The organism is Streptomyces nidicola (assembly GCF_050106155.1).
Classification (GTDB): domain Bacteria; phylum Actinomycetota; class Actinomycetes; order Streptomycetales; family Streptomycetaceae; genus Streptomyces.
In genome coordinates this window covers 3,013,908-3,039,204 of the sequence record NZ_JBNBPI010000001.1, presented here as the reverse complement: position 1 = coordinate 3,039,204, position 25,297 = coordinate 3,013,908, and the positions used below count along the sequence as shown (strand labels likewise).

General features: G+C 69.9%; 16 protein-coding genes. 6 read left to right on the top strand and 10 right to left on the bottom strand.

Features of this window, described 5'->3' with window-relative positions; translation table 11 throughout:
• Position 1: 1 nt before the first annotated feature.
• Together ACOKM3_RS13655 and ACOKM3_RS13650 are read right to left on the bottom strand one after the other, a co-directional pair.
• A complete protein-coding gene (locus ACOKM3_RS13655) occupies positions 2 to 1,891 on the bottom strand; it encodes an ABC transporter substrate-binding protein (RefSeq protein WP_426900287.1) in 1,890 nt (629 codons plus the stop codon).
• A 335-nt stretch (positions 1,892 to 2,226) separates the two neighbouring features.
• Entirely contained in the window at positions 2,227 to 5,151 is a 2,925-nt protein-coding gene (locus ACOKM3_RS13650; protein WP_426900285.1) for an SCO5717 family growth-regulating ATPase, read from the bottom strand.
• Between the two features lie 300 nt (positions 5,152 to 5,451).
• Here ACOKM3_RS13650 and ACOKM3_RS13645 point away from each other — a divergent pair, with 300 nt between their 5' ends.
• The 3 genes from ACOKM3_RS13645 (at position 5,452) to ACOKM3_RS13635 (ending at position 10,848) form a co-directional block, all read left to right on the top strand.
• Positions 5,452 to 7,653: a protein kinase domain-containing protein gene (locus tag ACOKM3_RS13645; RefSeq protein ID WP_426900283.1), complete on the top strand. Its 2,202-nt coding sequence runs from the start codon at positions 5,452 to 5,454 to the stop codon at positions 7,651 to 7,653.
• Between the two features lie 89 nt (positions 7,654 to 7,742).
• The gene (locus ACOKM3_RS13640) at positions 7,743 to 9,839 is read left to right on the top strand and encodes a protein kinase domain-containing protein (RefSeq protein WP_426900281.1); all 2,097 of its coding nucleotides are present in this window, start codon (positions 7,743 to 7,745) and stop codon (positions 9,837 to 9,839) included.
• 79 nt (positions 9,840 to 9,918) lie between these two features.
• Complete coding sequence (locus ACOKM3_RS13635; protein ID WP_426900279.1) at positions 9,919 to 10,848, top strand: protein kinase family protein; 930 nt, start codon at positions 9,919 to 9,921, stop codon at positions 10,846 to 10,848.
• On the opposite strand, the gene ACOKM3_RS13630 is transcribed toward ACOKM3_RS13635, so the two are convergent.
• Together ACOKM3_RS13630 and ACOKM3_RS13625 are read right to left on the bottom strand one after the other, a co-directional pair.
• Positions 10,845 to 11,144 carry a DUF397 domain-containing protein gene (locus tag ACOKM3_RS13630; protein WP_426900277.1) on the bottom strand — a complete coding sequence of 100 codons (300 nt, stop codon included), beginning with the start codon at positions 11,142 to 11,144 and terminating at the stop codon, positions 10,845 to 10,847. The two genes, ACOKM3_RS13635 and ACOKM3_RS13630, sit on opposite strands and share 4 nt — an antisense overlap.
• A gap of 397 nt (positions 11,145 to 11,541) precedes the next feature.
• Positions 11,542 to 12,381: an immunity 49 family protein gene (locus tag ACOKM3_RS13625; protein WP_426900275.1), complete on the bottom strand. Its 840-nt coding sequence runs from the start codon at positions 12,379 to 12,381 to the stop codon at positions 11,542 to 11,544.
• A 325-nt stretch (positions 12,382 to 12,706) separates the two neighbouring features.
• On the opposite strand from ACOKM3_RS13625, the gene ACOKM3_RS13620 reads away from it, so the two are divergent.
• Positions 12,707 to 13,612: a hypothetical protein gene (locus ACOKM3_RS13620; RefSeq protein WP_426900273.1), complete on the top strand. Its 906-nt coding sequence runs from the start codon at positions 12,707 to 12,709 to the stop codon at positions 13,610 to 13,612.
• A 72-nt stretch (positions 13,613 to 13,684) separates the two neighbouring features.
• On the opposite strand, the gene ACOKM3_RS13615 is transcribed toward ACOKM3_RS13620, so the two are convergent.
• The 6 genes from ACOKM3_RS13615 to eccB form a co-directional block, all read right to left on the bottom strand.
• A complete protein-coding gene (locus ACOKM3_RS13615; protein ID WP_426900271.1) occupies positions 13,685 to 15,064 on the bottom strand; it encodes a S8 family serine peptidase in 1,380 nt (459 codons plus the stop codon).
• A gap of 211 nt (positions 15,065 to 15,275) precedes the next feature.
• Entirely contained in the window at positions 15,276 to 16,646 is a 1,371-nt protein-coding gene (locus tag ACOKM3_RS13610) for a S8 family serine peptidase (protein ID WP_426900269.1), read from the bottom strand.
• 87 nt (positions 16,647 to 16,733) lie between these two features.
• Positions 16,734 to 18,323, bottom strand: coding sequence for a WXG100 family type VII secretion target (locus ACOKM3_RS13605; protein ID WP_426900267.1), 1,590 nt, complete (start codon positions 18,321 to 18,323; stop codon positions 16,734 to 16,736).
• A 13-nt stretch (positions 18,324 to 18,336) separates the two neighbouring features.
• Positions 18,337 to 18,681, bottom strand: a complete 345-nt coding sequence (locus tag ACOKM3_RS13600; RefSeq protein ID WP_426900266.1) for a hypothetical protein — start codon at positions 18,679 to 18,681, stop codon at positions 18,337 to 18,339.
• A gap of 129 nt (positions 18,682 to 18,810) precedes the next feature.
• Positions 18,811 to 20,043, bottom strand: a complete 1,233-nt coding sequence (gene mycP, locus ACOKM3_RS13595; protein ID WP_426900264.1) for a type VII secretion-associated serine protease mycosin — start codon at positions 20,041 to 20,043, stop codon at positions 18,811 to 18,813.
• A gap of 54 nt (positions 20,044 to 20,097) precedes the next feature.
• Positions 20,098 to 21,600 (bottom strand): type VII secretion protein EccB, encoded by a 1,503-nt coding sequence (eccB, locus tag ACOKM3_RS13590; RefSeq protein WP_426900262.1) that lies wholly within the window; start codon positions 21,598 to 21,600, stop codon positions 20,098 to 20,100.
• Positions 21,601 to 21,857: 257 nt separating this feature from the next.
• On the opposite strand from eccB, the gene eccE reads away from it, so the two are divergent.
• Together eccE and ACOKM3_RS13580 are read left to right on the top strand one after the other, a co-directional pair.
• Complete coding sequence (gene eccE / locus ACOKM3_RS13585; protein ID WP_426900260.1) at positions 21,858 to 23,261, top strand: type VII secretion protein EccE; 1,404 nt, start codon at positions 21,858 to 21,860, stop codon at positions 23,259 to 23,261.
• Complete coding sequence (locus ACOKM3_RS13580; protein WP_426900258.1) at positions 23,261 to 24,955, top strand: hypothetical protein; 1,695 nt, start codon at positions 23,261 to 23,263, stop codon at positions 24,953 to 24,955. The genes eccE and ACOKM3_RS13580 overlap by 1 nt, the downstream gene beginning before the upstream one ends.
• The last annotated feature ends 342 nt before the right edge of the window (positions 24,956 to 25,297 follow it).

Here is a 25,297-nt window from a genome sequence, read left to right as displayed (position 1 = left end):
CCTACTCGCGCTCGTCCGCCGTCGTGCGCCGCCGCCGCGCGAAGAGGACTCCGCCGCCGATGACGACGAGTGCCGCGACCACGATGCCGATCACGATGCCGGTGGAGCTGGACGAACTGCTGTCCTCGCTGTCGGACGCCGCTGCGGGCACGGCCGACCACCAGCTCCAATACCCGTCCTGGCCGTAGATGTTGCCTGCCGCCGTGGGCATCGTCTCGATCGACTTGATCTGGTCGGTGCGGTAGGCCTCGACCGCGTTCGGGTACGCCATGACGTTCATGTAGCCGGAGTCGTAGAGCCAGGACTCCATCTTCTTCACGGTGTCCGCGCGCTTGGCCGGGTCGTACTCCGCGAGTTGCTGGTTGTAGAGCTTGTCGTAGGTCTTGTCGCAGATGCCGTTGTCGGTCTGCGCGACCTCCTTCGGCTTGCTCGGCAGGGCGGCGCAGGTGTGGATGCCCAGCACGAAGTCCGGGTCCGGGTTCACCGACCAGCCGTCGAAGGCGAGGTCGTACTCACCCGCGTACCAGGGCACGGAGACATCGTCGACGCAGTTCAGCTTCAGGCCGATGCCGATCTTGCCCCACCACTCCTTGAGGTACTTGCCGACCGCCTTGTCGTTGGGGTCGGTGGCGTGGCACAGCATGCGCAGGTTGATCGGCTTGCCGTCCTTGCCGACGCGCTTGCCGTCCTTCATCTTGTAGCCCGCGTCGTCGAGCATCTTGCCCGCGGCCTGCGCGTCGTAGCCCAGCTTCTGGTCGGCCGATGGCTGCCAGTAGTAGTCCTGGAAGCGTGGCGGGATGTAGCCCTGGCCCTGCACGGCGTGGCTCTGGAAGACCTTGTCGACGATCGTCTTGGTGTCGACGGCCTTGAACAGCGCCTGGCGCACCTTCTTGTCGAGCAGCGCCGGGTTGCCGTCACCGAACTTCTTGCCGCTCTTGGTCTTCCAGCCGGGGTTGACCGCGATCGCGTAGAAGCGGCGGCCGGGCCCCTCGTTGACCTTGATGTTGTCCTCGCCCTTGAGGGACGCCGCCTGGGCGGGCGTCAGGGCGGGGGAGCCGGCGACGAAGGAGACCTCGCCCTTGCGCAGGGCGGCGACCGCGGCGTCCTGGTCCTTGTACGTCTTGAAGACGATGTTGTCGAACTGCGGCGTCTTCGTCTTGCGCCAGAAGTCCGGGTTGCGCTTCAGCTTTACGTACTGGTCGGTCTTGTAGCCGGTGACGACGTACGGACCGTTGCCGACGATCGGGAACTTGTCGTCGTTGTTGAACTTCGAGTAGTCCTTGACGTCCTTCCAGACGTGCTCGGGCACGATCGGAATGTCGAGGGCCGTCATCGTGGCCTGCGGCTTCTTCAGCTCGACGACGAGCTTGGTGTCGCTGGGCGCCGTGACCTTCTTGAAGTTGCCGACGAACGAGCCGTTGGCGGTCGCCGCGCCGTCGTCCGTCATCATCTTGTTGAAGGTGAAGGCGGCGTCGTGGGCGGTGGCCTTCTGACCGTCGGACCACTTCGAGTTGGAGCGGATGGTGTACGTCCACGTCAGCTTGTCGGCCGAGGGCTTCCAGTCGGTGGCGAACCCCGGGACGACGTGGTTGTCCTTAGGGTCGTAATTGGTCAGGTACTCGTACATCAGACGGTGGATGCTCGTACTGACCAGGCGGGTCGCCAGGAACGGGCTCAGCGAGTCGACGCTCTGCGCGACGGCCACGGTGAGGGTCTTGTTCTTGCCGCTGTCGGCCTTGGCCGCGGCGTTGCCGCTCGCCTTCGCCTCGGCCTGCTGCGGCGCCGGGTTGAGAGGCGTGGCGAGGCCTGCCGTCAGGGTGAACGCCGCGGCGCCCGCCGCGAGGAGTATCCGCACTCCGCGCCGTGGGGGACGGGCCGTTCTGTGGTCCATGTCTTGCTGAGCTGGTGTGTCCATCGGCGGTGACCTCGCGCATCGCTCGCACAGCTGGGTTTGATCTGAGTTTTCAGGTCGATTGAAGTGTTGGTTTATCAGCGGCAGTTGAGGAACGTCAACGGTGGGTGAACCCCATGTGGCCTGCGGAAATAACGAGTTGACCTGCATTTCACGCACATTGGTCGAGACCTCTGATGCTTTGCAGGCCAGGGGATGGCACCCGTATGGGTGCAGGACACGCAAAAGGCCCGCACCGGCGTTCGAGTGGTGCGGGCCCTTGGCGGGAGCGGGTGGGTGGGCGTGTGGTTCCGGGGGCGTGCGGGGCGTGGGGGCTAGTACTGCGGTGGCGGTGGTGCTGCCGGGTGGGTGTGGTGGCCGAAGCCGCCGAAGCCCTCGGCCACCATCGCCGAGAGCTCGAAGTACGCCTCACGCGTCTTCGGGCGCATCATGTCGAGGTCGACCTCGGCGCCGGCCGCCAGGTGCTCGTCGAAGGGGATGACGAGCACGCCGCGGCAGCGGGTCCGGAAGTGGCTGACGATGTCGTCCACCTTGATCATCTTGCCGGTGTCGCGGACGCCGGAGATGACCGTGAGGGAGCGCCGGACGAGTTCGGTGTAGCCGTGCGCGGACAGCCAGTCGAGGGTGGTGCTCGCGCTGGACGCGCCGTCGACGGACGGGGTCGAGATGATGATCAACTGGTCGGCGAGGTCGAGGACGCCGCGCATCGCGGAGTACAGCAGGCCGGTTCCGGAGTCGGTCAGGACGATCGGGTAGTGCCGGCCGACCACGTCGATGGCGCGGCGGTAGTCGGCGTCGTCGAACGTCGAGGAGACCTCCGGCTCCACGTCGTTGGCGATGATCTCCAGGCCGGAGGGGGTCTGGGAGGTGTACTGCCGGATGTCCGCGTACGAGTGCAGGTGCGGGATGTTCTGGACCAGGTCGCGGATGGTGGCGCCGGTCTCGCGGCGGACGCGTCGGCCGAGCGTGCCGGCGTCCGGGTTGGCGTCGATCGCGAGGATCTTGTCCTGGCGTTCCGAGGCGAGGGTGGAGCCGAGGGCCGTCGTCGTGGTCGTCTTGCCGACGCCGCCCTTGAGGCTGATCACGGCGATCCGGTAGCAGGACGAGACCGGGGTGCGGATGAGGTCCAGCTTCCGCTGCCGCTCCGTCTCCTCCTTCTTCCCCCCGAACTTGAACCGCCCGCCACCCGCACTGGGCGCCTTGCTCCGCTGCTTCTGCCGCTTGCTGTTGACGAGCCGATCAGCGGACAGCTCGACGGCGGCGGTGTAGCCGAGGGGGGCATTGGAGCCGTGGGAGGGGGCGTGCGGGGGGTTCGGGTAGGGGGGTTGGTACGGGGCGTGGGTGTTGGGTGCGGGGGCGGGCGCGGGCGTGGGGAGCGGTTGGGCGGGGGCGGGTGGTTGACCGGCCGCCTGGCCGACGGCCTGGCCGGCTGCCTGGCCGGGCGGGGGGCCGAAGCCGGGGTGGGGTTGGGCCTGGGCCGGGGCCGGGGCCGGGGCCTGGGCCGGGGGTTGGGCGGCGGGGAGCGGTTGGGCGGGGGTGCTCGGTTGGGTCGGTTGGGCGGGCGGTGCCGGTTGGGCCGGTTGGGCGGGCGGTGCCGGTTGGACCGGTTGGGCAGGTGAGGGCGGGAAGCCGTAACCGGGCTGTGGCGTGGAGGGGTTGGGTGCGGGTGCGGGTGCGGGTGCGGGTGCGGGTGCGGGTGCGGGTGTGGCGGGGTGGTCCTGGGTTGGGTGCGCCGGGGGCAGCGGTTGGCCCGGCGGGGGGAAGCCGTAACCGGCGGGAGTGGTGGGGGCGTTGGGCGCCTGACCCTGGGTTGGGTGTGCGGGCTGGGCCGGGGGCTGGGGGAAGCCGTAGCCGGGCTGTGGGGCGGGGGTGTTGGGTGCGGGTTGGGCTGAGGGCGGGGGGAAGCCGTAACCGGGTTGTGGTGCGGGGGTGCTGGGGGCCGGTTGGGCTGGGGGCTGGGGGAAGCCGTAGGCAGTCGGTGGTGCGGGGGTGTTGGGTGACTGCTCGCCGGAGGTCGGTGGTGCCGGTTGGGCTGGAGGTTGCGGGGGGCCGTAACCGGGCTGCGGTGCGGGGACGTTGGAGGCGGGAAGGCCCGGCGGGGTGGGCTGCGGGAAGCCGTAGCCGGGCGGCGCGGGCTGGCTACGGTGAGGTGGCTGCGGGGGGCCGTATTCACCCTGTGGTGGCATGGGTTGGCCGTCGGCCGGTGGTGCCTGCGGGAAGCCGTATGCGCCGTGGGGCTGTGTGGGCGGGGTGTTCGGGGCGGCCAGAGGCGGCTGGCCGGGCGTGGGGTCGGTCCACTGCGGGGCCGGGGGCGGCGCGGCCGGCTGGAACGACGGCGGCAACGGCGGTACCCCGCCTGCCGGAGGGGGCGGGGGAGCCCAGCCCGCTGGGGCGTTGGGTGCGTCGCCGGTGGCCGGAGCATCGCCGGGATCCGGAGTTGGCGGTGCCGTGGGGGCAGCCGCTGCCGTGGAGGCGGTGGCGGGTGTTGTCGGTTCCGGCGTGGTCGCGGGGGAAGTTGGTGCGGTTGGTGCGGCCGGAGTGTCGGAGGCGTGGCCGAGGGCCGGGCCTGCGGGTGCCGGCTCCGGCGCGGTCACGGTGGGCGCCGGGGCTGCAGGTGCGGCCGACGCCGAGGCGTCGGCCGTGGAATCGGGTGCGGGCAGCGCGGGATCCGTGGCGGTTTCCGTGGTCCCGGCGGCGGACGTGGGCGACGCGCCGGTCTCCTCGACGCCAGGTGCCGCGAGGGGGAAGTCGGTGTCCGTCGGGACGACATCGGCCTCCTTCGCGCGGGCGCTCTCCGTGTCGAAGTCGACGTGCACCCGGTGGGCGTCGACCCACGCGCGGGCCCTCTCCTCGGGGCTCTGGTCCTGCGAAGGCGCGGGCGCGGGCGGCTCCCCGAGCGCCGCGAGCTCCTCGAAGTTCCGCTTCAGCGAGGGCGCGGAGAACCGCAGGGTGGCCCCGCTCTCCAGATCCCCGCTGCCCAGGCTTTCGCTCCCCGGACCTAGGTCCCCCGACTCCCGGTCCACCCCACCGCTCCGCGAACTCGCCTGCTCGTACCAGGGCGGCGGCGCGTAGTCGATCGTGAACTCGCCCGTCTGCCCGGCACCGGACCCCGTCTGCTCGGCACCGAACCCCGTCTGCTCGGCACCGAACCCCGTCTGCTCGACACCGGACCCCGCGCCGGACGGGTCACCGGCGGGTGACCCGCCGCCCCCGCGGACATCGTCCCGATCGCTGCTCACAATGCCTCCTGGTGTGGTCGAGCACCGGCGTGCCTCCCCCGCCCCCCTGTGACGTACGCGCGGGAACACAGGACACGTCCTGTCCCAGCCTAATCACCAAAACCGCCCGCACGGCAGGCCCGCCCACACCCCGTCGACTAGACTCGCCGCGCCGTGACCGGGGAGGTCGTGGCGCGGACGGCAGCGGGGGGAGGGCGTGGCGTGCGGAATCGGATCCGGATGAGGGGCGGTGCCCCGCCGGTGCGCGCGACGCACCCCAACTGACCCGCCCCGCACCCGACCACGGCGAGAACCCACCTCATGCCTACCGCGCTCACCCACGACGACCCCGTACACCTCGGCCCGTTCCGCCTCGTCGGACGCCTCGGCAGCGGCGGCATGGGGACGGTGTACGTCGCACGGACCGCCGGCGGTCGAACCGTCGCCGTGAAGACGATGCACGCGGGACTCGCCGCCGACCAGGCCGGACGGACCCGGTTCCGCCTCGAGATCGACGCCGCGCGCGTCATCGGCGGGCAGTTCGGGGCGAAGGTCGTGGACGCGGACCCGCTGGCCGAGACGCCGTGGCTGGCCACCGAGTACGTACTCGGACCACCGCTCGATGAGGCCGTCGAGCAGGGCGGCCCGATGCCCGAGACGACCGTACGCGCGCTGGGAGCCGCCCTGTGCGGGGCACTTGGGCAGCTGCACCGCAGCGACGTCGTGCACCGCGACCTCAAGCCGTCCAACATCCTCGTCACGGCGTACGGCCCGAAGGTCATCGACTTCGGTATCGCCCGCGCCATCGGCGACGACCGCCTCACCCGCACCGGATCCGCCGTCGGCACTCCCGCGTTCATGTCACCCGAGCAGGCCACCGGCCAGGAACACGGCCCGGCCGGAGACGTGTTCGCGCTCGCCGGAGTGCTGGTGTTCGCGGCCCGCGGCAGCGGCCCGTTCGGGAACGGGCAGGCCGCCGACCTGCTGTACCGCGTGCGGTACGGCGAGCCGGACCTGACCGGGGTGCCCGCCGCCCTCGTCCCCGTACTGGCACGCTGCCTCGACAAGGACCCGGTGCGCCGCCCCACCACGTACGACCTGTCGGCCCAACTGCACACAGGAGCGGGCGAGTTCGCCGACCATCTGTCCGAGGCGCTGCTCGGCGACATCGGGCGCCGCGCCACCGACGTATGGCAGCCCGTCCCGCAGCGGCTGCCCGCCCCCGTGACCCACACGCTCCCGGGGACCACCGCTGTGGCCCCCGTCGCGAGCGCCCCCGTGTCGCGGCGCCGCTTCCTCGCCGTCGGAGGAGTGCTCGGCGTCGGCGCGGTCGCGGCCACGGGCGCCTGGTGGTGGACCGGCCGCTCCTCGGAGGCGAAGAAGGTCGCGGACCCCAAGGCCCCGGACACCAGCGACCGGCGCAACCTCGACCCCCTCTGGAAGGACGAGGGCTACTTCGAGAGCAGTGTCGTCGACGGCGTAAAGGGGATGATCCCGGCCATCGTCGACGGGGTGGCCGTCGCGATGCGCGGGTACGCCCGCGGCTTCGACGTGTCCGACGGCGCGAAGAAGTGGGACGACCACATCGGCAGCGGATGGCAGTGGACCGCCGCGAACGGCAGGCTCTACCACCTGTCCTACAACGTGTACCAGGACGACCGCGCCGGAGCGCCCGTCACCGTCGACACGATCGCCCCGCGCACCGGCAAGAAGGTCAAGACGCTCGCCCGTCTCGCCGACACCAACGACCACCTGGAGGGGAACCAATTCCTCTGCATCGAAGGCGACATCGCCTACGTGGCGGTGGGCAAGGGCAAGGGCGGCACGCTCGGCTACGCGGCCACGCAGAAGTGGACGCTGCGCGCCGTGAACTGCGCGACCGGCAAGACGCTGTGGTCGCGGCCGCTGCCCAAGCGGGCCGAGCTCGACCAGTCCATGCACATCCTCGCCGCGAAGGTGGCCGGCGGGCGCCTGGTGACGTTCCAGCAGATGAAGGAGGACGAGGTCCACATCGTCGTACGGGACCTGAAGACCGGTGGCATCCTGTGGAACGTCCCGTACCGCGTCGATGACGTCGCCACCCTGTGGGCCGCGATCGCGGCCGACGACACGCACCTCTACATCGGCGGCTCCCGGCTCCGCGCGGTGCGCCTCAAGGACGGCAAGGCGCAGTGGCAGACGCCGGAGGGCCGCCCGTTCGGGCCGCCGACCCTGCACGGCGGTGTCGTGTACGCCGTGGGTGAGGGCGTCGGGCTCGCCGCGTACAAGGCGAGCGGCGGCGGGCGGCTGTGGGTGGAGAAGGACGGCAGCGCCGACGAACAGTCCAGGGCGTGGCGCCCGCTCATCGGCAAGCAGTGCGCGTACTACCGCAACGGCGCGCAGTTGCGTGGCGTCGACCTCAAGAGCCACGAGGTCGCGTGGACGTACAAGACGGACGGCGACCGCTTCTACGCGAACCCGGAGCGCACGCGCATCCTCTCCCTGAGCGACACCGCCAAGCTCGCCGCGTACCCCATGAAGTGACCCGAATGACGTGCCCCACGCACACGCACACACCCCTCCCACGCACACACGTATAGGTTCCACGACCGCCTCCCGGCAGAAGGCCCCACATGAAACCCCTCGGCATCGGCGACCCCCTCCGCCTCGGTCCCTACCGCGTCCTCGGCGTGCTCGGCGAGGGCGGCATGGGGAAGGTGTACGTCGGTCAGGACGGCGCCGGGACGCTCGCCGCGGTCAAGGTGCTCAAGCCCGAACTCGCCCACGACACGAACCTCGCCCAGCGGTTCGTGCGCGAGGCGCAGGCCGCACAAGCCGTACGCAGCAGGGGAGTTGCGAACGTCCTCGGCGCGTGGACCGAGGGCGGCCGCCCGTGGATGGCCACCGAGTTCCTGGCGGGCCTCACCCTCGACCAGGCCGTCGAGGCGCACGGACCGCTCGCCGAACCCGCCCTGCGCGCCCTCGCCGCCTCGCTCGCACACACCCTCGCCGACATCCACGCGGCGGGCTTCATCCACCGCGACCTCAAGCCGCCGAACATCGTGCTGACGTCGACGGGCCCGCGCATCATCGACTTCGGCATCGCCCGCCCCGAGCACGGACTGACCCTCACCACGACGGGCGAAGTGCCGGTCACCCCCGGGTACGGGGCCCCCGAGCAGGTGCTCGGCCGCCGTGTCACCCCGGCCGCCGACATCTTCTCGCTGGGCGCGGTGCTCGTGTATGCGGCCAGTGGACGGCGCGCGTTCGACGGCGGGCATGTGGCGGCCGTGCAGTACGAGGTGGTGCACGGTGAGCCCCAACTCCACGGAATCAACCCGGAGTTGCTTGCGCTCATCGCCCCCTGCCTCGCCAAGGACCCGACCCACCGCCCCACCCCCGCCCAGATCGCCGGGGCGATGCGGCCGCCCAAGGGCGCCGAGAAGGCCTGGCGGCGCGGCTCCATCGCCGACGCGATCACCGAGCGGGAGACCGGGGCGCGGCACCTGGCGACCACCATCGTGGGCGGGGCGCAGCAGCCGCAGCAGCCCGCCATGTCACGAAGACGCCTGCTGACGACGCTCGGCGTCGGCGGCGCCGTCGCCGCGGTGGGCGGCGGCACGGCCGCGTGGTGGTACGGCTCGCGCCCCGACAGCGCCCTCTTCGACATCCCGGCCGCGGTCGGGACCCCCGTACAAGCGCTGAAGTCCAAGCCCGCCGACGACTACTCCGAGAACGGCGGGTCCATGAAGCTGTGGTCCGTCACCACCGCGGACGCCACTTCACCCGAACTGCTGCCCGTGCGCGACGTGTTGGTCTTCGCGCTCGGCTCCGGCGGCATCGGGGCGTACGGCGTCAAGAACGGCAAGCGGCGCTGGTCCGCCGCCGGCCTGCGGGCCAGGGCCGGGTACGTGTCGCTGGCCGACCGGCTCGTCGTCGGCGCGGACGAACAGGGAACGCTGCACACCTTCGTGCCCTCCACCGGAGCCGCGAAGTGGACGTGCGAGCGGGCCGAGGCGGAGACGCTGCTCGCCGCCGGCGCCGACGCGGTCTACATGATCACGAAGGACGACCGGCTGCGCTGCGTCAACAGCGAGGACGCCGAGGTGCGGTGGACGGTCACCGTGCCCGCGAAGTTCCGGGGGAAGCTGCACGGCCCGGCCGCCGTCGGTGGGGGCGTCCTCGTCGTCCCGTCCACCGACGGCACGGTGCTCGCGGTGCGCACCAGCGACGGCCGTACGGCGTGGCGGCAGTCGGCGGAGTCCGAGTCGGTCGTCCGCCCCGCCATCGCCGACGGCATGGTCTACCTCAACAACAAGACCCTGGAGGCCTACCGGCTCCGCGACGGAAACCGGGAGTGGAGCACGTTCCAGCTCGGCGGCGCCGACTCCGTGTACAGCAAGTGGGGCCCGCCCGAGGTGCACGGTAATCGGGTGTACGCCAACGCCGTCGACGTCACCCGATGCCACAACCGGGCCAACGGCGAACAGGAGTGGTTCGCGGTCGGCCCGTCCACGACCAGCCGTGTGCTGACGCAGGGCACGAGCGTCTGGTCCGTCGACGACGGCGACGGAATCGGCGAACTCCAGTTGAAGGGCTTCCCGCAGAAGGACGGCAAGAACGCCTGGACGACGCGCTACCCGCGGCCCCACTACACGCAGCTCGCCGCCGGTGGAAACCGGGTCTTCCTGCTGATGGACAGCACGGTGCAGGCGCTGTCGGTGTTCTGAGCGGCGGTAGGGTCGGCGGTAGGGCAGGGGCCTTATCCGTATCGGTTCGTATCGGTTCGTATTGGGGAGTGGGGGACACGTGCACAGCACCACCGGCGGGGTACAGGTACAGCAGGCAGGCCCGTACCTCCTGCTGACCTCCATCGACGCCATCGACCAGCAGGCCAGGACGCCCGCCGCCCGCCACATCGCGCGAACCGCCGACGGCGACCGCACGGTCCTGCTCAGCACCCCGGCCCCCGGCGTCGACCCGAACCGCTTCATGGCCGAGGCGGACGCGGCGCGCTACCTGCTGGGCAGCTGGACGCTGCCCACCGCCGAACTGGCGCCGCCCGGCGGGCCACCCTGGCACGCACGCCCGTACATCCCCGTACTGCCCCTGCCGACCGCGCTCGCCCTCCACGGCGGCCCGCTGCCCGAGCGCACGGTCCGCGCCCTGGGCGTCGCACTCGCCGAGACCCTGTCCGTCATCCACGGCCAGAGCCTCGTCCACGCCGGTCTCTCCCCGGCGGCGGTACTGCTCTCCTTCGACGGCCCCCGCCTCGACTGCTTCGGCGCGGTACGCGCGGCGACACCCGACGGAGCGGCGCGACGCGACCTGCCGGGCATCGACGGCACGGCCCTCGCCCCGGAACAACTGGCGGGCGGCCAACCGCGCCCGCTCGGCGACGTGTACGCGCTGGGCGCGACGCTCGCGTACGCCGCGACGGGCCACACGGTGCCCGAACGGGACGAACTCCCGGCGTCACTACGCTCACTGGTGAGCCGATGCCTGTCCCGCGACCCGGTACAGCGCCCCCAACTGGCGGACGTAGTAGCCGAGTTGACGCAAGATTCTATGCGGCAGCCGGTCGGCTTCGGCGCCACCGACCACGCCTCGACGCTCCTCACGCCCGGCTGGCTGCCGGCCCGCCTGGTCGCGGCGCTGGCACACCAGGCGGCGTCGGTGCTGGACGCGGACATGCCGGTGCCGTCGTCGACGACGGCACCGGGTACGTACGCCTACTAGGCCTGTGCGCCACCATCACGCGGAGCCGACTCCAGGTCGAACTCCCCGTCCCTGGCGCCGAGTACGAACGCCGTCCACTCCGCCTCGGTGTACCGCAGCACCGTCTCCGGCTCCAGCGACGAACGCATCGCCACGGCGCCGTCCGGAAGCTTGGCGATCTCGACGCGCTCCTCGTCCTGCTCGGTACCGGGCGCGCTCTCCCACGTGACGCCGGAGATGTCGAGCGCGTACAACTCGTTCTTCTCGCGCTCCTTACGGGCCTCGATCTCCTCCGGCGTCTCGCCTGTGGTCCCCACGCCGCATCAGCCCTTTCCGTCACTTTGTGCCAAACAACTCCAGCTTAGCGAGAGTCGACCGACGGCATTCACGAATCCGTGATGACCGGAGGGGGCATCACGTGACGCTTCCCGGCCGGTAGAACCGCCTGTAAGTGGAAATGGCGGTTTCGACAGGGTAGTTGGGGACATCGGTGATCTCGCCATTGAGTTTGGAGATCACGATGTTGCTGCCGCCCGGTTCCGGGGGAGCCGCTCGGCCAGACGGTGGGGTACTGAGTACGGCCGATCTCCAGCGCCTCTTCGGCGTTGGTCGGGATCGGGCGTGCGCTTCCGCTGGGGGTGGTCACGCGTGGGCTCCTGATTCACTGCTTCATGACAGGGACGGCGAGCGGGCACTGCGAATCCATCAGATCCATCATGTGGGGAACTGCCCGACCCATGTTCGTTCCAGGAGATGCCTCGGCAGATACTCGGACTCGACGTCGACAGGAATACCTGCGTCAAAGGCCATGCAGGCGATGGCCAACGGCCCCTGGGCCACCAAGCCCTCGCTGCTCGTGTTCCGCGAGTCCTCGGACCAGTACTCGCGATGCCAGGTGACGGCGTCGGCCAGCGCGGAATTGAACGGTTCCGGCTCCTGGCGCTGATAGCGATGGAAGACTTCGAGCGGCGGGTAGAGGACCTTGAGCATCAGTTCGGCACTGGCGATATGGGGAGCCGCGGGATCTGTACCGTCGATGGCGGTGACCAGGGTGTCCCATGTCTCCTGGCGACCGAACCAGGCGTTCTGCAGCGTTTCCACCCATGCGTAGATGTATTCGTCGAACTCCACTCCGGAGGCACGCAAGAACGGGACGGGTACGCGGGCGAGTTGATCGAGCCGCTCGTTCTCGCGGCAGATCGCGGCCAGGTAGTACGAGGTCAGCCAGTTTCCCGCGTGCAGGTACTCCTGGGGCCCGGTCGCGGGAAGGCTCTTGGTCTCGCCCTTGGTCCCAATACGGCAGGGCACGGGCCCTTCCGCGGCACTGCCGGAGAGGAACAGGCCGGAACCGACCTGCATGGCGATGACCCACGCCTCCCACGTCCGGAACTCCGCCGCGGCGGGATCCTCGCGACAGGCCCACTTGGCGACGCTCAGGGAAAGGTCCAGTGCGTCATACCGGTCGAACTCCGACGTCTCGAGTTCAGCGAGAGCGTCTTTCGCGCTCTCGACGACTGGTGCCATGGCGTCGCCTGCGTTGTCCGCGTTGCCCATGGGAAGACCATGACGGGGAACCCGGATTACCACGTGCCCCCCTCTCGCTCTTCCTCGATCTGCATGTCCTCCATGAGAGAGCCAGCATAAGGAGTGACATGTTCGGCTCCTGCGCTTGGACCAGGACGTACCTCAACTTCCCTGCCTTCAGGGCGTTTCGGAATTCCCTCGCTGTCCGGGGAGTCGGAGACGGCGTGAAAGTTGACTGCGACCACGGTGAGCCGCTGGAACGGGACTCTTTGGTGGAGGAAGCGGTCCGATGGGCACATGGGCCCCGTGCGTCCGGGAGGATGTCCTGACGCTTCAGCACGGGAGGACTCCAGCAGTGAGCAGCAACCATCCGGGCCCGTACGCCGGCCGACCCCAACAACCGGGGCCGTACGGCGCGCAGTCGGCACCGTACGGGCAGCCGGCCCCGCCGTACGGACAGCCAGGGCAACCTGGACCGTACGGACAGCTGCAGTACGGCGGTTACGGGTTCCCGCAGCAGCCGGGTGGTTACCCGCCGCCGCCACGCCGTGGCGGTCTGGCGAAGACTTTGGTGTTCGTCGCGTGCGGGGCGGCGCTGATGACGCTGATCGGCTTCGGTCTGTTCTGGATCCGCGACGCGCAGGGCCCGGACGACGACGGCCCGCACAAGCTGACCGCGCCGTCGACGATGTCCTTCGCCACGTACTACCGCGCCGGCGACGAGTCGGACCCGCACCTCTCGTCGGAAGACCCCAAGGTGTTGAAGTGGCACGAGATGGAGAAGCCCACGGAGATCGCCGTCAGCTACTCCGACGAGCTCCTCGACAACGTCGACACCTCCGATCCGGACGCGGCCCAGGACACGTTGCAGCGTGCGCAGAACGGCAAGCGGTTCTCGGTTACGGGCGCCTACGGCAGGTTCGACAAACCCGAGCTGGCCTTGGCCTACTACTTCGACCTCGTGAAGGACAAGCTCTACGAGACCACGGACAAGGCCCCCGGCCACGTCGTCTCGTCGCTGGACGTGCCGGAGGACACGGAGGCGGACTCGCTCGAAGGCGGCGCGGTGATGAGGTGCGCGGACTTGAAGGTGGACAGCTGGGACGACGACAACCCGGCCACTGAGACGACGGTGTGCGGTTGGGCCGACTACTCGACGGTCGGAGTGGTCACCCCGTACGACGGGACTCTCCCGGTGTCGAAGGAGGACTCGGCGGAGCTCACGGGACACATCCGCACCGAAATGCGCGTCGAGAACTAGCCGCGGCAGCGCAGGCGCAGACGTGAGGCCCGTGACCAGGTGGCTGGTCACGGGCCTCGGTGCGTCAGGCGCTTACTGGCGCGGGGGACCCCACTGCGGAGGCTGCTGCTGACCGTAGGGGCCGGGCTGCTGGGGCGGGGGCGCGTAGCCGCCTTGCTGGTAGGCGTGCGGGGGCATGGTGCCGGGGGCGCCGGGCCCGCCCGGTCCGCCGCGATTGTTCTTGTTGCGGGAGACGACGACGATGACGACCACCACCACGATGACGACGAGTGCGGCGATGCCGATGCCGACGTAGAGCAGCGTGTTGGAGCTGTCATCGTCCGAGGAAGAGGTGCTGGGGGCGGAGTCGTTGCCGGCCGCCTTACCGCTGTCGCTGCCGGAGGCCTGGGGGAGGGATGACAGGTCCCAGGGGCCGTTCGCGCCGCCCTTGGGGATGTTGGCGGTGAGGGCCTTGCGGGGGCTCAGGTCGCCGTAGCCGTGGTAGGTGTCGGGGAGCTTCGATTTGTCGACGCCCTTGGCGATGTACGTGGACTTGATGATGCGGTTGACCAACTGGCCGGGTGTGTAGTCCGGGTACCTCTGCTTCAGCAGGGCGAAGGCGCCGGAGGCGATGGCAGCGGACATCGAGGTGCCATCGGTGGTGAGGTAGTCGCTCTTGTGGGAATTGCCGTCGGCGTCCTCGAAGTCGCCGTTCGCGGTGGCCATGATGAGGCTCTTCGCGGGGGCGGTGAACATCAGGGACTTGGAATAGTTCGAGGCGCCGTTGTCGTCGTCCCAGCGATTGCCGTCTTGCGTGGAGCCGCCGACTTGGACGACTCCGGGGACGGAGCCGAGGCCCCGCTTCTCTTCGGCGCCGTCGTTTCCTGAGCCCTGGACGACAACCACGTTGTGGTCGAGGGCGTAAGCGACGGCTTCCTTGTCCACCTCGTCCGCATAGTCCTGGCCGACGGAGATGTTGATGACGTCCGCGCCCTGGTCGACGGCGTACTTGATTGCCTCGTCCCATTCGCAGGCATGCGGATTGTCGGCGCCCACAGGGCCGCCTTCGTTCTCGAAGATGTCGATGGGGAGGATCTTGGCGTCCGGGGCGAGACCGAGAACACCCTGGCCGTTTCCGGCCCCATGACCGTGACCCGCGATGAGCGAGGCCATCGCGGTGCCGTGATCGTCGAGTGTTTCCTTATTGGCCGGCTGGCCATCCTTGCAGCGCTTCCCAGGAAGGACACTGCCGGTGAGGTCTGGGTGGGTGCCGTCCACTCCGTCGTCGAGCACGGCGACGGTGACGCCCTTGCCCGTGGCGATGTTGTGCACGTCACCGAGGTTGAACGCCTTGTTCTGCCACTGGTCATCTCTGGTCGCGTCTGCCGAGGCGGCCGATGCGGTGCCGAGCACCAGGGCTCCCACCATGGCCGCGCCGCCGATCGCGCGTAGAGTCCTGTGCGCGAAACGCATGCTCTGGCACCTTTCTGGATTGGTTCCGAGCTTGTAAGTCGTGTGGCCCCTGCATTGGGAATGGTCGGGCGCGCGCTGCTTTCCTGCGCCTGTAACGCCCGTGTCAGCGCAGCGGTTGCGGCCGTGTCCTCATGCGTGAGGCCCGTGACCGCGGGGTGGGCGGTCACGGGCCTCACGGTGTTAGGGCATGCAGCGTGCGGTCAGTCAGTGCTCACTGGCGCGGGGGTCCCCACTGTGGCGGCTGCTGCTGGCCGTAGGGGCCGGGCTGTTGAGGCTGGGGCGGGTAGCCGCCCTGCTGGTAGGCGTGCGGGGGCATGGTGCCGGGGACGCCGGGTCCGCCCGGGCCGCCGCGGTTGTTCTTGTTGCGGGTGACGACGACGATGACGAGGACCACCACGATGACTACGAGCGCGGCGATGCCGATGCCGACGTAGAGGAGCACGTTGGAGCTGTCGTCGTCCTTCGAGGCGCTGGAGGCGTCATCGGTTGCCGGCGAGGAGGCCCCACCGGCCTTGTCACCCGAAGCCTTCGGGAGCGCGGACAGGTCCCACGGGCCGTCCGCACCGCCCTTGGGGATGTTCGCGGTGAGGGCCTTGAGCGGGCTCAGGTCTCCGTAGCCGTGGTAGGCGTCCGGCAGCTTCGACTTGTCGACGCCCTTGGCGATGTACGTGGACTTGATGACACGGTTGACCAGCTGGCCGGGGGTGTAGTCCGGGTACTTCTGCTTGAGCAGGGCGAAGGTGCCGGAGGCGATGGCCGTCGACATGGAGGTGCCATCGCCCGTGACGTAGTCACCCTTGATGAACTGGCCGTCATCGGTTTCGTATCCGCCGTCGCTGGTGGCGACAATGATGTCCTTGGCCGGGGCCGTGAACATGAGTTGCTTGGAGTAGCTCTCGTCTTCCCACGCGGTTCCGTTCTGGACGGAACCGCCGACCTGGGTGACGCCGGGAACGGAACCGAGACCGGACTTCTCGTCGGTGCCGTCGTTGCCGGATCCTTGGACAACCACAACGTTGTGGGCCAGGGCGTAGGCGATGGCCTCCTTGGCCACGTCGTCAGCGTATGTCTGCGAGATGGAAATACTGATGATGTCAGCGCCTTGGTCGACGGCGTAGCGGATCGACTCGTCCCACTCGCAGGCAAACTTGTCGTTGCTACCGATGGCGCCGCCTTCATCGGCGAAGACGTCTACGGGCAGGATCTTCGCATCCGGGGCGATTCCCAGCACGCCTTCGCTGTTCCCCGGACCGTGACCGTGGCCAGCGATGAGAGAGGCCATACCTGAGCCGTGATCGTCCTGCTTCTCTTCATTGGCAGGCCTGCCGTCCGAACAGCGCTTTCCGGGCAGGACGTTGCCCGTGATGTCGGGGTGTTTGCCGTCCACTCCGTCGTCGAGTACGGCGACGGTGACGCCCTTGCCCGTGGCGACCTTGTGGACGGCGTCGATGTCGAACGCCTTGTTCTGCCACTGGTCGTCTCTGGTCGCGTCCGCCGAGGCGGCCGATGCGGTGCCGAGCACCAGGGCTCCCACCATGGCCGCGCCGCCGATCGCGCGTAGCGTCCTGTGCGCGAAGCGCATGCTCTGACACCTTTCGTGGTGAATTTCGTGCTGAAGTGCGAGGGGCCCGCGACCGGAATGGTCGTGGGCCCCACGAACGGTATCTGGTTACTCGATGACGGGCGGGTTGGCCTTGCGGTCCTTCGGCTTCCAGGTGCTCTCGTCCTCGACGAGGTAGTCAGGGAGGCGGCTGCTGTTGCCACCCTCGCCGCGCTGCTTTCCGGCACCGCGCCCGCCGGCGGCTCCGGCGGGGCCGAAGCCACTGCGGCCGTTCTGGCCCTTGCCGCCGGCGCCGGTACCGCCTGCGCCGGCGCCACGATTGCGGAGCCCCGAACCGCCAGGGGTGAATGCCCCGCCGGTCTTGCCCTTCGCTCCGCCGACGACGCCGCCCTTCAGGCGGGCCCCTGCTCCGGACTTGCCGCCGAGGCCCTTGCCGGCCGCACCGCCGCCGGCGCCTGCGCCGCCGCCCATGCCGCCCATACCGCGACCGGCCGCGCCCGTGCCACGACCGGCGCCGCCGGCCATGCCACGACCAGCTGCGCCTCGGCCGGCCGCGCCGCCGCCTGCCCCACGGGCAAGGCCCGCCGCACCTCCGGCCATACCACCGGCGAGGCCACCGGCCATGCCGCCTCCGATGCCGCCGCCCGCACCGGCTCCTGCGCCGCCGCCGATGCCGCCACCAGCCCCCATGCCGCCGCCACTCACCCCGGGGCCGGCGCCCGGGCCGGTACCGATGCTGGGGGCGGCGCTGTCGAGACCCGTACCGATCTGGGACGCATCCGGAATGCCGCTACCGGAAGCGGTCGGCGACTTCAGGCCGTTGCTGTCGAAGTGCGGGATGCCCTTGCCCGACGGGCCCGTACCGATACCGGAACCACCAGGAATGTTTGGGCCGGCTCCGCCGGCACCCGGGACGTCCACATTGCCTGGGCCACCACCGGTGTCCGGGGTGTGTGGCTTGAAGATGGTGCTGCCATCACCCCCATTGTCAAACTGCGTCGACGTCGACGTGTAGGACGCCGCCAACCCCTCCAGCTTCGAAGCGGCCTGCAGCGACGCCTCCCGCTTGGCGCTCATGCTGCCACTCCACGTTTTGATGACCTGGGAGGTTTCCATCCCGGAGGCGATGTCCGCGTCGATGCTGCTCTGGGCTGCATCGGCCGCTTTCATTTTATTGAGGAAGGAAACCGCGGCGGTAGCGCCGTAGGTGCTGGGGGCAGCCAGCACCGCGGCTACATCCGAGGAGTTCATGCTGCCGAAGTAGTCGCTGACGGAGTCCTTCGCCTCGTCCCACCAGCTGACGTCGAGGTCGTCAACCGCGGTCTTGACCTCGTCAAGTTTGTCCGCGGCGTCGAACATGCCGTCCGAGGTGAGCTTCGCGGAGTTGCCGCCCTTCGAGATCTCCTGGCTGATCCTGCCGGCTTCCTCCGCGAACTTGTCGGCGGAGCCACCCTTCCAGCTCTCCAGGACCTTCTTCACGGCCTTGTTGAACTGGTCCAGGACGCCGCCGTCCCCGTCGGGGCCGACAAGGTCGTCGTGGACTTCCTTCCAGGCCTGCGAAACCTCCCTGAGGAGCCCAGGGTTGGTGTTGGCCACCATGGCCTTCAGGCTGTCGAGATCTTTCGTGTTGAACGGAGTGTCGAAGCCCCTGCCCGAGGCGCCCTCACCCCGGCCGCCCGTTGGTGCGCTTGCCACCATCTCGCTGCCCCCTTCAGGCGTTGCGGTTGGCGACGTCCGAGTCGCCGCCGCCCGTTTCCTTGACCGAGTTGTCGGCCTCGGCGTCCTGGTACTTGCCGTGAGCCTTACGCGTCTTCTGGCCGAACTTGTCGATCAGACCCTCGATCTTCTCGATCATGTCTTTCTCGATGCGGGTCTTCATGGCATCGTGCGCGGTGGCCAACTTCCGCGCCTCATCGAAGTCCCCCAGCGCCGCACTCGGAACGTACGTCGAGTACGTCGCCTTCCGCTTCGGGCCACCCATGTCCGCCAGGACCTGGTTCAGTTCCTTGACCACCTGGTCAAGGGCGTCGAGATCGACCTCGTACCCGTCAGCCATCGCAGGCCGCCTTCCCCGTTTTCTTCTGTAACTCTGAAGTTCTGTTGTGCAGCGTGCAGTTGGACGCGCAGTGATTACCTCAAGAATCGCCTGAGACGCGCCGAACTCACAAGTTCAACACAGGTTCCCTCACAGAACGTCCTCGCCCCGCCGCCGCAACCAGTCCCGCCGCGCCATCGCGCCCGCCGCGATCACCGCGAGGCCGAGGCCGCCGCCGATCACCAGGTATGCCCCGTAGCGCGAATGGCGCTCCGCCGGGGTTTCGCCCAGGGTCAGTTTCGCGGCGGTGATCTTCTCGGCGCTGCCGGAGCCCTTGCCGGTCGCGCCCTGGAGGTCCTCGTTGGTGATCTGCTGGTCCGGCGGGGTCTCGTCCTTGACGGCGGCCACCGGGTCGATGACGCCCCAGCCGATGTGGTTGTCGCGGTACGGGTGCGAGCGGGACGCGGTGTCCTCGAGGTGCCAGATGATCTGCTCGGGCGTCCACTTGGGGTGCTTCTGCTTGAGCAGGGCCGCCACTCCCGCCGCGTACGGGGCGGCGAACGACGTTCCCTGGTCGACGCATTGGCCGCCCTGGGGCACGGTCGAGACCATGTCGACGCCCGGGGCCGCGATGTCCACGTGCTTGTTCGGCGTGGAGAACGGGGCGCGTTCGTTGTTCCGGTCGGAGGCCGCGACGGACAGGATGTTGGGGTTCTTGAGGGCCGCCGGGTAGGTGTCCGACTCCTTGCCGGACGCACCGCTGTTGCCGGCGGAAGCGACGATGAGGGCGCCCTTGTCCTCGGCGTTGTTCACCGCGGCCTGCAAGGGGCCGAGCTTGGACACGTTCGCCGTCGTGCCCTGCGAGATGTTGATGATCTTGGCGCCGGCGGAGACGGCGGCGTTGATGGCGTCGATCATCGTTGCCAGGTTGCCGCCCTCCTCCGCCGTGCTCGTCTGGAGCGGCAGGATCTTGGCGTGCGGCGCCAGGCCGTGGAAGCCCGAGCCCTTGATCGGGGAGGCCGCGATGATGCCGGCCACCTTCGTGCCGTGGCCGACGCCGTCGGTCGTGGGCTTGCCCTTGGCGAACGACTTGCCGCCGAGGACCTTCCCCGCCAGCTGCGGGTTCTTCGTGTCGACGCCGGTGTCGATGACGGCGACGGTCACGTTGTCACCCTTGAGGGACTTGCCCTCCCAAAGCTGCTCCGGGATGACGCGCTGGAGCGACCACGGCGTGCCCTTGATGACGTTTCCGCCGAACTGGCAGTCGGTGGAGGCCAGTTGGGTGCCGTCGTCGGCGACCGCGGGGGTCGCGGTCAGACAGGCGAGTGCGGCCGTCGCCGCGAGCGCCGCCGCCGTGCGGCGCGCGACAGCAGTGGATGCCACGGTGGGTGCCACGGTCTCTGTTCCCCCTAGGAGTTCTGCGCCACGTGTCCGGCGTCAGGAGTTCTGCGTCTGCTCGGCGGCCTTGGTCGACAGTTCGGGCCCGGACGGCAGGAGCTTGGACCACTGGGCGGGGACCGACACCTTGCGCGTCTTCTCGTAGCCGAGCCGGATCTGCGCCTTGCCGACCTCTTCCTTGTCCGAGCCCGACCCGTCCTTGCCGGAGTCGTTGTTGAAGGGGAGGTAGTAGCGCAGGCCAGTGTCGGTGACCAGGTAGTTGAAGCCCGTGGCGGACTTGCCCTCCTCCTCCTGGTAGAGCAGGCCGCTGCCCGGGCTCACGTACGAGGACGCGCTCGACGCGACCGACGTGATGGGCAGGGAGGAGCCGGCCCAGGTGGACAGGTTGGTCGACTTGCCGCCGTTGTACACGGAGCAGGAGGTGTCGTTCGAGCCGCCGTTGGCGAGCGAGACGGCCCGGGTGGGCCAGGTGTCGGCGCCCGTCAGGCTTCCCTTGCCCAGAGTCAATTCGCCTTGCGTGATCGTTGCAATCCGGGCGTTGCCGCCAAGCGTTTCCCTGAGTAGAGCCGTCTGGAAGTCGGTGACGGAAATGACGCGGTTCTGCTCGACCAGGTAGTGCTGGCCACTGTTGGTTTGCAGGAGCGTGCCTGTGGTGCGGTACTTGGGCGGTACGCCGCTTGCGCTGGAGGGGTCGCCGGCGCCCGGCACGGACGGCGCCGAGATCGGCTCTGGGCTTTGGGTGAGAGTGCCGAGCCAATCGTCCGTGACGGTGCGCGGCTTGGCGTGGTCGCCGAAGAGTGTGCGGACGAGTTGGTCGAGGCTGAGGGCGGGGCTACCCGCGAGCTTGTACGCGACGCCCTTGTTGCTCACCAGATACGGCGTCCTGGCCTCATCCTGGACGTACAGGGCCTTGCCGGAGTCCAGCTTGCCGGAGCCCTTTGCCGAGACCTTCTTCGCGTCGTCCTTGTCGAGTACGAACACGGTCTGCTGCGTGGACGTGGACATTGCGTCGGCACCGCCGATCGCCTGCTGGCACAGGGCCCACACCTTGGCCGTGCCCGCGTCCTTGTCGTCCGGCATTCGGTCGGGTGCGTAAGGAATTCCGACCATCGAACCCTGGGCGATATTCGATTCGTCGAGGAACTTCTCCTTGACGGTCTTCACGGAACCCTCACCGCTGTTTTTCGGGTTCAACAGAAGTTTTGCGGACGCGAGGTTGAGGACGGGGTGCAGGACGGGCTTGTCCTTGCCGTTCTTGTCCTTCTTGTCCGAGTTGAGTACGACGTAGCGCGTGGCCGACGGATCCGTGACGATGATCCCGGCCTCGGGCTTGTCCCAACCCTCCGGCGCCACCGGGCTGATCATGCCGCAGGCGCCGAAGCCCGCCAGTACGACCACGGCCATGACGATGCCCGGGACCGCGTGCTTGAGCGGCCGCGGGGCGCTGTCCACCGATCCATTGGGGAGTGGTTTGAGAAAAGCGGCAACGGTCCGCTTGCGTGCGAAATTGTAGGCATTCAGCTCATCACGACGTGATGCCATCGTTACGTTTTCTCCCCGTCCTCGCTGGACCGTGCTGGACTATTGCTGCGGGTCCACTTCTCGACCACCCCCGGCGCATGCGCCGCACGGGCCTCTACTATGCCGTGTGGTGATCGGGCCGTAGCGTACGGGTACGGTTTTTCCACGCGCCAGCCGACGTTGGGTCCCGATGGCCCGGGGCGGTCCGATTCCGACCGATTCAACCCAGCCGGCCATCACGAATCATCACAGCAGCGAGCGAAGGAGCAGGGCGGGGGATGTCCAGCGCCAGCAGGACCCGACAGCGCGGCAATCAGGGGCGACCGGCCCCGAACGGGCGCCGCGGAGGGGGCCGTTCCGGCGGCCGCCCCACCGGGCGACCCGGCGGGCAGGGCGGACGCGGCGGGCGGGGCAGCCGTACCGCGCAGGTCGCTCCGCCGCCGCAGCAGCAGGCCGCAGGTCCGGCGAGGCCGAAGCTGCCTCGCAAGATCGGCAGCTTCGGACCGATCAGCACGCACCACTTGATCATCATCGAGATCGCGCTGGCGCTCGTCGTGGCGGCCGCCGCGATCAAGGCGGTGCTGATGCTGCCCGCCGCTGTCATCGGCGGGCTGCTCGTCTTCCTTCAGCTCGGCCGGCGCCGCCGCCACCCGCTTCCCGAGTGGATGGCGATCGGCCGCGCCCTCAAGCGCCGCCGCCGCGCCTTCAACGGGCCGCCGCCAGCCGACATCGACAGCGGTTTCGCGCCCCTCCTCGAGGCGGACCCCAGCCTGCGCACGTACGAGTACGAGGCGCGCGACCGGCGCCTCGTCGGCTTCGTCGGCGACGGTACGTTCCTGACGGCACTCGTTCAGGTGGACTCCGCGCCCGGCCCGCTGCGCCCGCAGGGTGACGCGCGGCCGCTGCCCGTCGAACTGCTCGCCGAGACCCTCGATGTCGAGGACATTCACCTCGAATCGGTGCAGTTGGTGCAGTACACCCAGCCCGCGCCCGCCCCGCACCTGCCGCCGCAGGCCCTCGCCGCGCAGGCGTACGCCGCGCTTCAGGCGCAGGCCGGAACGCCCGCCGTACGCATGACGTGGGTGGCGCTCAAGCTCGACCCCGAGCTGTGCCCCGAGGCCGTGGAGGCGCGCGGCGGTGACCTGCGCGGCGCCCAGCGTGCCCTGCTGCGCGCCGCCGACCAGCTGATCAGCCGGCTCAACGGCCAGGGCTTCGTCGCCGAGGTCCTCGACGAGAACGCCGTCCTCTCCGCGCTCTCCGTCGCGACCTGCGTCAACCCGCGCGCCAACCTCAACGCCCAGTCCCAGCAGGGTCGTTCGGGCCCGCGCACCGAGGAGAGCGTGCGCGCCTGGCGGTGCGACGACCGGTGGCACGCCTCGTACTGGATCGGCACGTGGCCGCAGCTCGGTCGCGGTGGCACGCCGCTCGGCGCGCTCGCGTCCGGCCTGTCCACGACCCGTACGCTCGCGACGACGTTCAGTGTCGCCCTCGCGCGCGCGGGTCGTGAGGACGTAGCGGTGAGTGGGCACGTACGCCTCTCCGCGCGCAGCGAGAACGAACTCGGTCAGGCCAAGCGCGAACTCGAGCGCGCCGCCTCCGGCCTCAAGGCCGGCCTCGTCCGACTCGACCGGGAACAGCTCCCCGGCCTCCTCGCCACCCTTCCCCTCGGAGGCACGCGCTGATGAGCACCCCCGGCAACCAGGACCCCCGCCAGCAGATGACGCCCGAGCAGCACGCAGAGCAGGAGCGCCGTGCCGCGGAGGCGGCCGAGCGGCGCAGGCAGTGGGAGGCGCAGCAGGCCGCCGCCCAGCAGCAGGGCGGGTACGGCTACCCGCAACAGGAACAGCAGCAGCAACAACAGCAGCAGTTGACGCCCGAGCAGCACGCGGAGAACGAGCGACGGGCCGCGGAGGCGGCGGAGCGGCGCAGGCAGTGGGAGGCGCAGCAGGCCGCCGCCCAGCAGCAGCCGACGCCGGAGGCCGGCGGGTACGGCTACCCGCAGCAGCAGCCGGCGCCCGAGGCGGGTGGCTACGGCTATCCGCAACAGCAGCAGCCCACCCCCGAGGCCGGCGGCTACGGCTACCCCCAGCAACAACAGCAGCAGCCGGTCCCGGACCAGAGCGGCTACGGCTACCCGCAGCCCACGCCCGAGCAGGCGGCGCAGCAACAGGCCGCGCAGCAGCAAGCCGCCCAGCAGCAGGCAGCCGCCGAACAGGCCGCGCAGCAGCAGGCCGCCGCTCAGCAGCAGCAAGCGGCCCAGCAGCAAGCCGCCCAGCAGCAGGCCGCCGCGGCCCAACACGCCGAAGAGCAGCGGCAGTTGCGCCTCCGTTACCAGGAGGAGCAGCGTCGCGCCGAGGAGGCCGAGGCGCGCCGCCGCGAGTGGGAGGACCAGCAGCGGCAGCAGCAACTGGCGCAGCAGCAACAGCTCGCGGCCCAGCAGCAGGCCGCCGCCCAGCAGCAGTACGCGGGGGCGCAGCCGGACCAGCAGCCGCAGGACCCGTCCCAGGGCGTCGTCGGCGGCATCGCCCAGGTGCCGCAGCAGGCGGCGGCCCCCGCGGCCACCGGCACCACCATGACGTACGCGCCCGCGCCGGAGGTCGGCTCGGGCCGGCCCACGCACCGGGCGCTCCCCGAGGAACCCGAGGACGACGACTTCGCGGAGTTCGAGGACGAGTTCTCCACACCCGGTTACGGGCTGCGCGGCCCGCGCCGCCGCCGGCACGTCATGTCGAAGAAGTCGCTCGGCTCGCTCGGCGTGAGCGTCGGTGACGACGGCGTCGTCATCGGCGTCGACCCGCAGGGCAACCCCGCCGTCCTCGACGTGCTGCGGCCGAAGCCCCGCGAGATCGTCGTCGTCGGCTCGATGTGGACCGCGCAGATCATCGCGCTGCGCACCGCGGCCATCGGCGCCCGGATCGCCGTCGAGTCCGTGCGGCCCGCCGCGTGGGCGCCGATGGCGCAGGCCGCGGGCGGCGGACTGCAGTGCGTCTCGGTGTACGAGCCGCGTCAGATGGCCGCGCAGGGCGCGTCGGTGGCGAGCCCGGTCCTCGTCGTACGGGACCTGGGCGCGCAGCCCGGACGTTCCCAGATCGCGCCGACGCCCTGGCAGTCGACGCTCACCGTCGTGCCGTTCCTCGGCCCGCGCGCGCCGCGACTGCTCGCCCGCGCCGACGTCATCGGACTGCAGAACCTCTCCCCGCAGGAGGCCGAGGCCATCGGTCGGGTGCTGCGTCTTCCCGAGCAGCTCACCCAGACGCTGCCGACGCTCAGCGACGCGACGATGCTGTGGATCGCGGGCGACAAGCGCCAGTTCGTGATGGTGCAGCCGACGGAACCGGAGACCGGGCTGCTCGGCGGCCCGCGCCGGATGGACTGACGCCCGGCGGAGTTCGGCGTGTGACGTCCGGCGGGCCCCGGCTTGCTCGCGGTGTCCGGTGGAGTCCGGCGTGCGACGCCCGTCGGGCCCCGGCGTGCAACGCCCGCCGGACTCAGGCGTGCAACGCCCGTAGGACTCCCGCCCGCGGCGGGTGGTCCCGAAGAGGCGTGGGGTGGCCCCGTGGAGAGCGGGTACGCGACGTGTACCGACGGGTACGTGACAAGTACCGCCTTTACGGAGGCCGCCCCGAACCGTTTACGCTGTCCGGACGAACGGCTGAGACGCAAGTGACGCGGGGCCGCCGCGACGGTCGGGGGCGACGACGAGCGACCCACCAGGTCC

Coding starts and splice junctions, on each gene's coding strand:
- ACOKM3_RS13655 (WP_426900287.1), bottom strand. CDS start 1,891: ATGGACCACAGAACGGCCCGTCCCCCACGGCGCGGAGTGCGGATACTC.
- ACOKM3_RS13645 (WP_426900283.1), top strand. CDS start 5,452: ATGCCTACCGCGCTCACCCACGACGACCCCGTACACCTCGGCCCGTTC.
- ACOKM3_RS13640 (WP_426900281.1), top strand. CDS start 7,743: ATGAAACCCCTCGGCATCGGCGACCCCCTCCGCCTCGGTCCCTACCGC.
- ACOKM3_RS13625 (WP_426900275.1), bottom strand. CDS start 12,381: ATGGGCAACGCGGACAACGCAGGCGACGCCATGGCACCAGTCGTCGAG.
- ACOKM3_RS13615 (WP_426900271.1), bottom strand. CDS start 15,064: ATGCGTTTCGCGCACAGGACTCTACGCGCGATCGGCGGCGCGGCCATG.
- ACOKM3_RS13610 (WP_426900269.1), bottom strand. CDS start 16,646: ATGCGCTTCGCGCACAGGACGCTACGCGCGATCGGCGGCGCGGCCATG.
- ACOKM3_RS13605 (WP_426900267.1), bottom strand. CDS start 18,323: ATGGTGGCAAGCGCACCAACGGGCGGCCGGGGTGAGGGCGCCTCGGGC.
- ACOKM3_RS13600 (WP_426900266.1), bottom strand. CDS start 18,681: ATGGCTGACGGGTACGAGGTCGATCTCGACGCCCTTGACCAGGTGGTC.
- eccB (WP_426900262.1), bottom strand. CDS start 21,600: ATGGCATCACGTCGTGATGAGCTGAATGCCTACAATTTCGCACGCAAG.
- eccE (WP_426900260.1), top strand. CDS start 21,858: ATGTCCAGCGCCAGCAGGACCCGACAGCGCGGCAATCAGGGGCGACCG.
- ACOKM3_RS13580 (WP_426900258.1), top strand. CDS start 23,261: ATGAGCACCCCCGGCAACCAGGACCCCCGCCAGCAGATGACGCCCGAG.